6 protein-coding genes are annotated in these 9,816 nt (G+C 46.1%); 3 read left to right on the top strand and 3 right to left on the bottom strand.

What is annotated here, in order from left to right; translation table 11 throughout:
• From PAT3040_RS15100 to PAT3040_RS15090, 3 genes are all read right to left on the bottom strand, one after another.
• On the bottom strand, positions 1-185 hold a 185-nt coding region (locus tag PAT3040_RS15100; RefSeq protein WP_146200438.1), incomplete at its 3' end, for a hypothetical protein.
• A gap of 153 nt (positions 186-338) precedes the next feature.
• Positions 339-2,600, bottom strand: a complete 2,262-nt coding sequence (locus PAT3040_RS15095; RefSeq protein ID WP_108993391.1) for an NHL repeat-containing protein — start codon at positions 2,598-2,600, stop codon at positions 339-341.
• A gap of 142 nt (positions 2,601-2,742) precedes the next feature.
• Entirely contained in the window at positions 2,743-5,058 is a 2,316-nt protein-coding gene (locus tag PAT3040_RS15090) for an AraC family transcriptional regulator (RefSeq protein WP_108993390.1), read from the bottom strand.
• 277 nt (positions 5,059-5,335) lie between these two features.
• Between PAT3040_RS15090 and PAT3040_RS15085 the strand changes: the two genes are divergently transcribed.
• From PAT3040_RS15085 to PAT3040_RS15075, 3 genes are all read left to right on the top strand, one after another.
• Positions 5,336-6,940, top strand: a complete 1,605-nt coding sequence (locus PAT3040_RS15085; RefSeq protein ID WP_108993389.1) for an extracellular solute-binding protein — start codon at positions 5,336-5,338, stop codon at positions 6,938-6,940.
• 94 nt (positions 6,941-7,034) lie between these two features.
• Positions 7,035-7,997, top strand: coding sequence for an ABC transporter permease (locus PAT3040_RS15080; RefSeq protein ID WP_373863946.1), 963 nt, complete (start codon positions 7,035-7,037; stop codon positions 7,995-7,997).
• Between the two features lie 15 nt (positions 7,998-8,012).
• The gene (locus PAT3040_RS15075; RefSeq protein WP_108993388.1) at positions 8,013-8,894 is read left to right on the top strand and encodes a carbohydrate ABC transporter permease; all 882 of its coding nucleotides are present in this window, start codon (positions 8,013-8,015) and stop codon (positions 8,892-8,894) included.
• Positions 8,895-9,816 lie beyond the last annotated feature (922 nt).

The following is a 9,816-nucleotide window of genomic DNA, read 5'->3' as shown; positions in this document are numbered from 1 at the left end:
ATATAGCTGACCCATGATTTGGCCCAGCCGTTGTCGTTCACCTGCTCATAACTGCCGTTCGCCAGTAAATTCTCGGGAGCTTCCGCCTGGTTGGCCCAAGCCGTTTCGATCCCCGTTCCTAAATGCAACCAGTCCGTCATCAACAAAACAACTGAAAGTAGTACGGGCAGAATCCTCTTTTTCATAGCTTCCTCCCACTAATTTTGTATGCGGTTTCATAACGAAATCATCGATGACACCGCTCCTTCAATATAAGGGAGGAGCCGGCGCTCGCCTACAATCAATCTTCTGCAGAACTATACAAAAAGGATAGCCGCAGCTATCCTTTTTGAATTCGGCTATCCCGATTTCGTTCCCCCCGCAATCGACTGATACCGTACCATACAACCATATTGTTCAGCCGAAGCGACAACAAGCCTGTCGTCCGCAGCCCAATATGCCAGCGCGCCTATAACGTGAATATTGGCCCATTCCGTGTCGAGATGAAGCTGCTCCGCATTTTCTCTAATGACTCTTGCCCTCCCCAGATCCGCCAATCCCTCCTGCTCCGAGAATCGGAACACATGTCCGACATCCTTCTCGTCGCCGTAAACGCCTAGCACTTGTCCTTGGCCGGCATAGATGAACTCTCTCAAGCTGCCGCTTGAATAAAGTCTTCCATACGATCTCGTCCAATTGAAACGCTCGTCAAGCAAAAACAGAATCCCGTCCGCTGTACCCGCGAGAATGTTGCCGTTCTCGAGTTGGGTTCCCCCCGTAATAGCAGCTTTGAACGCTCTGCCTCGAATAGAAGGAACGATTGCCGGGAGCTTCTCCGAAGTGCCTTTAAGCAGATCCCACATGTAGATCTCGTCGTTTGTCCCGGACAACAGAAATTGACCGCTGCCCAGATGGATGACATGCGCCTCTGGAGAAGCCAGCACAAGTCCCTCCACGCTTCTGCAGCTCTTCTCCCGGTTGTGTAAGATAAAGATTTGCCCGGTACAATCGGACACTAGCAGCTCATGTTCGCTAAGTTCGCCTACGATTCTGTCAACCGGCGCTTTATCCGGAAGCCTATCGATAGAAACAAGTTGCTTGTCGCACAGACGAACCGTCAGCAATTGCCGATCGGAAGTCAGAATCGCCACCTTGCTTCCCCATCTATGGCAAGAGACGGGGGACCCCTCCTCGTGAATAACTACAACGTCCAACGGCCTCTCGCTGCAATAGTCAGCCTCTATCATAATCGTTCGATTCGATCCGTTAATGCTGTAAATCCGATGTTCCGTTGCCTCCAGATAGCGGGTTTTCGTATCCCCCCAGCTCAGATAACGATGGAGGGGGAGCGTGCTCACTCGTTTCGCTGAAATGTGCATATAATAGTGGGGATCGTTGCTGCTGTGAAACTCCGGCGGCACGTATTTCGTAATTCGAGCGGGTTTGGCGCTTTCATCCGGAGGGGTCAGCTTGCTGACTTCTACGGCCAGCACATAGGGGGAAAACTGTCCGCAGACATCCACCATATGAAGAATTCCCCTATCGTCAAACAACATTTCACAAATATAGCTGGATGTGCGGCCTTCCGGCGAGATCAATCCGAGATTTTCCGGTTCTTTGCCGTTCAAGATATCCCATCTGACCAACCGCATCGCATTCGTATCGTGAAAGCTCTCTAATCCGTAATAAAGGACAAAATTCTCATCGGCCGCAAGTCCTCCAATGGAAGCAGCCAACTCCGGGTGACGAGGGTATTCGGGACGAAGGTGAACATAGCCGTGCCGCTTGACCTCAAGAGATTCGGGATTCAGCTCTATCATTTCGCCGTCGGTATTATCGCATAAAAATAACGTCCCCGTCGGAGACAGCAGTCCGTAAATGAGGGCGCGCCTCACCTTGTTCCCGTAAGGGGATACGAAGCAGACCTTCAAATCCTGTATGACATCCGTTGCAGGGTCGTAACGCCATATCTCTCCTGTATAGGATGAACCGTATATGCGGCCTTGCCGATCTTTAACGAGCCGACACGAGGCATACTCAGTCACTTTGCCGTAATCGCGAACTTCATTGGTCTCGAGATCGAGACGATAGAAGTGACCTCGCATATAGCCCAGAAAGTAGTAATACCGAGGATCTTCCCCCAAAATCCCCCCGTAAATGCTTTCTTTAGGAACCGGTATGCCTCTCGTATGCACCTCGCCGTTATCCGGGTTTACAATCATAACGATCGAGCCTGGATAACCCTCCCATGGGTGTTCGTAATGCTGTTCAAACATCCACCTGTCATGACCGGGAGCGGGCGATGTGTTATGAGTCGCCATAATCAGTCGGCCGTCAGGCAAGAAATCAATGCTTGTATGGATTTTGCTGGGCGGCATATGCTTCGCGTCAACAATCCATTCTTTCTCCAGATCCAGAACGAGCCTCACTTCGCCTGTGCGCGGATCATACTCGTACAGCATGGCGGTCAATGGCTTTAACGTTTCGCCGCAGACGGAAATATAGAAGCGTCCGTCGGGCGATTGGACAAAATCCCATACCGAATCGTGTCCGCGTTCTTTGGGAAGCGGGGTCCATTTTGTGTGCTCTGGCGGTATTTCAGCCAACAGATTAGGTTTCACAGTTCCGTTCCTCCTCATTTAGCTTAATGCGATTTCAAATTTCTTATAAACCTTAGACGAAATCACATTAAACACTAAAGGAAGAAACAGCCCTGGTCTACTATCACTGTTGCCCCAAACTATCCAAACCGGATCGGCGAGCCTATCCATTTTGCGGCAAGCTATCTTTTTCCCTATCCAGATTCCGAACCATCTCGCGATACTTCCCCGGCGTGATGCCCTCATACTTTTTGAAAGCTCTAATAAATCCGATATCGTTGGCATAACGGATCTTTAGCGCGATTTGGAGTACCGTCAAATTGGAATCGCGCAACATTAGCTTAGCCTCATCCATCCGTTTGGCGATGATATATTCATTCAAGTTGATTTGATTTTGTTTCTTGAAAAAGCTGGATATATACTGGGCATTCATATTGAAATTATCCGCAATTGAAGTCAGACTTAAAGCATGATCCAATAAATGATCATTCACATATTCTTTTATTTGCCCGTTCAATCCGTCGATCTGATCTTTCCGCGCTTCGGTTACACTTTTACAAATCAGCCCGCACAGCTCTTTTGTTTTACGTACCATGTCTTGCGCAGAGGTTCCGTCCATAATGGAACGGATAGGATCCATCCCTATAAGATGCTTGTCGTCTATCCTTAGAGCTTCCATGACTTTAATAACCGTGCTGAGCATATCAAAAATTAAAAATTTGCCCATTTCCGAAGTCATTTCGCCGGAGGCTATGTTTTTCTCATAGAGCCTATCCAGCAGCCTTTCGGCCTCCTCATCGTTTCCGCTCTTCAAATAATTAATGAAGCGAATTTCCTCCTCTATCGGGTAATCATAGTAACGATGCTTCAAATCCTTGATTTGTTCTTGATAGATGACCGAACCGATCCCATGAATAATTCGGTAATCCAATGCGCTGGTCGCTTCTATGTAACATTTGCCGAAGTTTTCGATGCCTTGCTGCAGCGTGCTGGATGCGATCGTAATTTTCATACGGAAACGTTCTTCTGTAACCTTCTTTATATTGGCAATAATCGCATCTCTTGCCTGAACGGCTTCATCCAGCGTATCGGCAACGTTAAGCATAAGCGCCAATTGATTGCGCTCCGTTTCCACAACGTATCCCTTGCCCTCGATCAACTCGCTGCATAAGTTCAACAGTACGAATCGGACAAGCGCCCACTCCCGCTCGCTATCCTCTTTGCGGAACTTACTGGAATCGTCGCAAGCAATTAGAATGACGCAATTCAATTTGTAAGGTAAGCTAAGCCCCATGAAATCCAAAGTACTTTGCTCCACTTCGGCATGCTCGATTTGTCCTTTAAGCAAACGAGTCAAAAAATGCGCCAAAACGACCGGTGCATGATTCGCCAACATATGCTTGAGCTTTTCTTTCTCCTTTAGATTGTGAGTAATCGAGGATTTAATGAAATCGTACTCGTTCACGACGCGATCCGGGGTTCCAATCTTCCCGTTCATCAATACCGTCACCATATCTCGAATCGGACCATAGTTGCGATAGGCCATCCAATAAGCAACAACGGTTCCAATCATAATCGCAATTGCAAAGAAAGAAATCACTCCATAAGTAATCTCGTTAATCGGCTGAAACACGACGGCTTTCGGAATCAGAGAAATAAACCTCCACCCGTTGACCCCCTTCGTCGATGAAAGCATCATTTCCTCTCCATCCAGCATAAAGCTGCGATAGCCAGACTCCTCAGCTTGCTCCAATAGCCCTTCAGGCAAAGTATAGTCCCCTGTCGAAGATAGCAGAATTTGACCGGAATTATCCAAAATATACATAGAGGCCTTGTTGGCCCATTCGATTTGTTTAAATAAATCAAAGATTTGCTGTTCGTCAATGAGCATAACCAAGGTCGCATATATATTTTGACGATCGCCGAACGGCAAGGAAACGATTGTCGCTATCGCATGGTGTGCGGATGCTCCGCTGTCTATTGTCTCCGAAGGCATGAACGTTTTTACGTGGTACCCGGACAATAGCTTCTCTTTTATTTCGTTAACGCTGTAAGAACCGTAGGGAGAGATATTCGTAAAATAGGTTTCTGAATCCGTTTTCATAGTTGGCGTAAGAATGCTATCGCTAGCCTTATAATGGATATAGAAATCTTCAATAAAATCGCTTCCGCCACGGACGTTTCTCATCATCTCCACAATTTCGGAATACAGGAAATAATTTGTTTTCTCATCCAGATTCCATAAAGCTTGCAGCTTAGGATGAGTCGAGATTTGCACCATCACCCGGTCGACTTCCTCCATATTTTTGTCGATGACCTGTCTCATTTGCTCTATCATCGCAAAGTTGGAGCGATTAGCGTTGTCGATCATGACATGATTGATATTAGAATAAAGAAATACGGATATAGTAGTCGGGATGACCAAGATTAGAATGTAAGATAGCCACAGCGTCCAAAACACTTTTTTGCGCTTGCCCATAGATTGCCACACTCCCGATGTTAATTTGCATTAGGCACCTTGACTTAACTTTAGCACCACCGTATAGGAGAATCAACAAAGGGCATCGCTGTTTACGGCAATCCCTAGGCGAAACGATAAAAAAGATAGTCCGATAAGATTTTGTAAGTTCCAAAACGGATAAGAAGCTAGCCGCCGTGTACATGGATTGTAGGCAAATCCGTCCCAATCTTTCTATACTTGGGTTGCGACTTCGAAATCGATCTCGCCAACACCATTTCTCTTAGGGGGTACTACAATGAAATTGCGAAAAAAGTATTTGAGGAACATTGCAGTCGGAGTGCCAATATTGGCCATGCTCGCAACAGGCTGCAGCAACAACGCTACTAACACTGCCAGCCCTGCGCCGTCCCTTACGCCAACCAGCACAGCAGAAAGCAATGAAGTCGCTTATCCCAGGCAAATTAGTCAGTGGGTATCAGGTACGGATTATAACGACATCGCCGCCTTCAAAGAACTCGAAAAAATTACAGGCACAAAAGTATCGTTTCAACATCCTCCTGCCGGTCAAGCAAAAGATCAATTCAACTTAATGATCGCTTCAGGCGAGCTTCCCGACATCATCGAATATAACTGGACGCTTGCGCCAAAGGGAGCAGACAGCTTAATTCAGGAGAAAAGAATTATTCGCCTCAATGAGCTTATTGACAAGCATGCGCCTAATTTGACGAAGGTGCTCGACGACAATCCGGCATTCCGTAAAATGATTACGACCGATGAGGGCAACATTTATGTTATGCCTTTCCTGCTTGGCGACGAAAGCTTGTCCGCTACCTTCGGGCCAATCGTACGCGAAGACTGGCTGCAGAAGTTGAAGTTGAAGGCGCCGACCACAGTAGCGGAGTGGGAGACAATGCTGACGGCTTTCCGCGACGGCGATCCGAACGGCAACGACAAGAAGGATGAAATTCCTCTCCTGTTCAATATGGACGATATCGATTTGGGCCACTTTATTGTTGGGGCTTGGGGAATCGCCTCGACATTTTACCAAGATAACGGCACGGTTAAATACGGGCCGATTCAACCCGAGTTTAAGGAATTTTTGGCGACGATGGCCAGGTGGTATAAAGAAGGCTTGATCGATCCGGACTATATTACGACGGATGCAAAGCTGAAGGACGCTAAGGTAACCAACGACCAACTCGGCGCATTTCTCGGGTACCCGGGAGGCAGTATTGGCCGTTATATAGATCTCATGAGCGAGAAAAACGCCCAGTTCTCCTTAAAAGGAACGGAATATCCTTCTCTGAATGAAGGCGGAACAGCCTTAGGCCAATACTCTTATCCATTCTCGGGAATTGGAGCCGCCATCTCGACCTCGGCCAAAAATCCGGAACAAATCGTGAAGTGGCTTGATTATAAATATGGAAAAGAAGGCCATCTCCTGTTCAATTTCGGTATTGAAGGAGAAAGCTACACCATGGTTGGAGATTACCCGACCTATACGGACGTCATCTTGCACAATCCGGACGGTCTTTCGGTTTCCGAAGCGATGGCCAAATACTTTATTGCCAGTTGGAGCGGCCCGATCGTTCAAAGCAAGTATTATTTGGAGCAATATTACTTGAAGCAGCAGCAGCGCGACGCAAACAAAAATTGGTCCAAAGCCGATCATTCCAAGCAACTGCCTCCGCTCACGTTGACTGCGGACGAAAGCTCAAAAACGTCCGCCATTATGAACGATGTGAAAACTTATCGCGATGAGATGATCAATAAGTTTATCGCGGGTGTCGAGCCTCTTGAAAACTTCGATAAATTCGTAAGCACCATTGAGAAGATGAGAATCGACGAAGCCATCGCCGCTAACCAAGCCGCTCTAGAGCGGTACAATTCTCGTAAATAGCACTATTGACGTTGCGGCTGCAGAAGGTCTCTACGATTGAGCCCTTCTGCATGGCCAGCAATTTCTTAAGACAATTCCCACAGGAGGGTTCGCAATGTCGCTGATGCGGGAAAAAAGTACAGGGGTCCCTGTGACAGCAATCAATAAAAACGCATTCTCTTATCGTGCTTGGCGTGATTTAAAAATAAATCGTTACGTTTACATGATGCTTATCCCCGTAATTGCTTATTATTTTATCTTTTTATATCTTCCGATGTACGGTTTGCAAATCGCATTTAGAGATTTTTCACCGGGAGCCGGAATGTTAGGAAGCGAGTGGGTAGGCTTCAAGCATTTCGAAAGCTTCTTTAATAGTTATTATTTTTGGAGGTTGTTGCGCAACACCCTATTGCTCAGCCTATACGAGCTCCTCTTTGCATTCCCGGCATCGATTATCCTGGCTCTTCTATTAAACGAGTTGCGCAGCAACAGGTTCAAGCGAATCGTACAAACCGTGACTTATATGCCGCATTTTATCTCGATCGTCGTTATTTGCGGTATATTGGTCGATTTCCTTTCGCGCGATGGCTTGATTAATGATATCCTTGCTTTTCTCGGAATTGATCGTACCTCTTTTCTGGGTGAAAGCGGTTGGTTCCGAAGCATCTATATTTCGTCCAATGTTTGGCAAAGCGTAGGCTGGAGCTCTATCATTTACTTATCCGCCATGTCGAGCATTGATCCTTCTTTATACGAAGCTGCTCGAGTAGATGGCGCCAATCGGTGGAAACAGACCTTCCATGTCACGCTTCCTGGCATTATGACCACTGTTGTTATTCTGCTTATTCTGCAAATCGGTAATTTTATGACGGTAGGAACCGAGAAAATATTGCTGCTCTATAACAGTTCAACCTATGAAACGGCGGATGTTATCGGAACGTTTCTGTACCGTAAAGGGATTCTCGAGGCTGATTACAGTTACAGCGCTGCTGTTGGCTTGTTCAATTCCGTCATCAACTTCACTTTACTGATCATTGCCAACGCTGCAAGCAGAAAAAGTGAAAATAACCTTTGGTAAAGGACGCGAGAAGCCATGGCACTGAAACGAAGTCTGGGTGAGAAGCTATTTGATGCGAGCAATGTGTTCCTCTTATTTCTATTGTCGTGTACGACTCTGTATCCCTTTTTCTATGTTCTGATGGCTTCCGTTAGCGATCCGAACTGGATCGTGAAAACACGGGGACTCATCTTGTGGCCGGAAGGAGTGACGTTCGAAGCGTACCTGATGGTTTTTAGAAATCCGTCTATTTATACAGGGTACGTCAATTCTACCTTTATTGTGGTTATCGGAACGTCGTTGAACATATTAATGACTTCTTTGGGCGCTTATGCCTTGTCCAGACAAAATGTAATGTGGAAAAATCCGATTATGTTCGGCATTGTGTTTACGATGTTTTTCAACGGCGGTCTTATTCCCACCTTTCTGTTGGTCAATGATCTCGGCTTGATGAACTCCCGATGGGCTTTAATCCTGCCGGTAGCGATGAGCAGCTATAATTTGATCATTATGCGCACGGCCTTCATGGGGGTTCCGGTTAGCCTTGAAGAATCGGCCAAGCTGGATGGAGCGAACGATTTCACTGTCTTGTTTCGAATCGTGCTCCCCCTCTCCATGCCTGTCGTCGCTGTTATGATCCTATTTTACGGAGTTGCCCATTGGAATTCCTGGTTTAATGCCTTGATCTACATTCGAGCGAGGGATCTGTATCCGCTTCAGCTAATTCTAAGAGAAATACTTATCATCAATAGCACGGAATCGATGATGTCGGGAGTAGGCGGCCTCGACAAAATGCCCGTTGGGGAAACGATCAAATACGCCACAATTATCGTTGCGACGCTTCCCATCCTGTGCTTGTACCCTATGCTGCAAAAATATTTCGTCAAAGGCATTATGATCGGGGCTATTAAAGGTTGATAGGGCCCAAAATACAACAAGCTCTTGAACTGTCCCAAGGGCAATTCAAGAGCTTGTTCATTGATAAGATGGTACTATCGAGAGGACTCGAACCTCCACGGGGGTTTAGCCCACCCGGACCTGAAACCTGCGCGTCTGCCAATTCCGCCACGACCACAAGCGTTGCATGATATTTAGCGTTAACGCTAAATATCCTATCATGAATTCTCTATTCGCATCAAATATGAAACGTTATTCATTCTCCATCGTGCTAATGTCGATAACAAACCGATACCGAATATCCGAAGCCAGCACGCGGTATGGAAGAAGCAGTATTTGCGATGAGGCTCATTTTGATGCAGCTCACTATACCTTTTTAAAGCTTTCACCGAATCATCGAAAGAATCGATCATCATCATTTCTTCAATAAAACGTTGACCTTCCTTGGAATGAGCTTTCGTCACCTCCAGAACAACCCACTCATTGGAAAAACGTTCCTTCAACTCGTTCCACCGCATCTTCAACACCCCAGCTCACTTCATTAATGCCCAGTATATCATATTGGCATATTGCCTATAAAGCCACGAATACCTTCTCGACATGACTTTATAACGAGCCTATTTACAAAGAGAACGCTACGCAAAAATAAGCTGCTGCCTTATTTTGAAGAATCCCTATCACAGATTGAATCTCATATTCAGAAAGTTCAAGTATATTAGACAATGTTGAAATACTGTATCCATCCATTAAGGCACGCACAAAAAAATAATAGAGCAAAATTGCAAAAAAACACGGGCGGATCGTAGCTGAAGAGAACAATTGAAAAAAAGATAGAAAAATACTTCGATATGTGTTGTGATTAGTTTCTCAAAACAAACCAAAACATAGCGAAGGATGTCTTTAAATCATACCTCATTATGCAGGAAGTGGAATCCGGCGTTGC

This window comes from Paenibacillus agaridevorans, assembly GCF_003112455.1.
Taxonomy (GTDB): Bacteria; Bacillota; Bacilli; order Paenibacillales; family Paenibacillaceae; genus Pristimantibacillus; species Pristimantibacillus agaridevorans.
Note: the sequence above shows the minus strand (reverse complement) of the source record. Positions and strands in the feature narration are given on the sequence as shown.

Bases quoted from the DNA above. Each gene is read 5' to 3' on its own strand.
- PAT3040_RS15090 (WP_108993390.1), bottom strand. From the start codon at position 5,058: ATGGGCAAGCGCAAAAAAGTGTTTTGGACGCTGTGGCTATCTTACATT.
- PAT3040_RS15085 (WP_108993389.1), top strand. From the start codon at position 5,336: ATGAAATTGCGAAAAAAGTATTTGAGGAACATTGCAGTCGGAGTGCCA.
- PAT3040_RS15080 (WP_373863946.1), top strand. From the start codon at position 7,035: ATGTCGCTGATGCGGGAAAAAAGTACAGGGGTCCCTGTGACAGCAATC.
- PAT3040_RS15075 (WP_108993388.1), top strand. From the start codon at position 8,013: ATGGCACTGAAACGAAGTCTGGGTGAGAAGCTATTTGATGCGAGCAAT.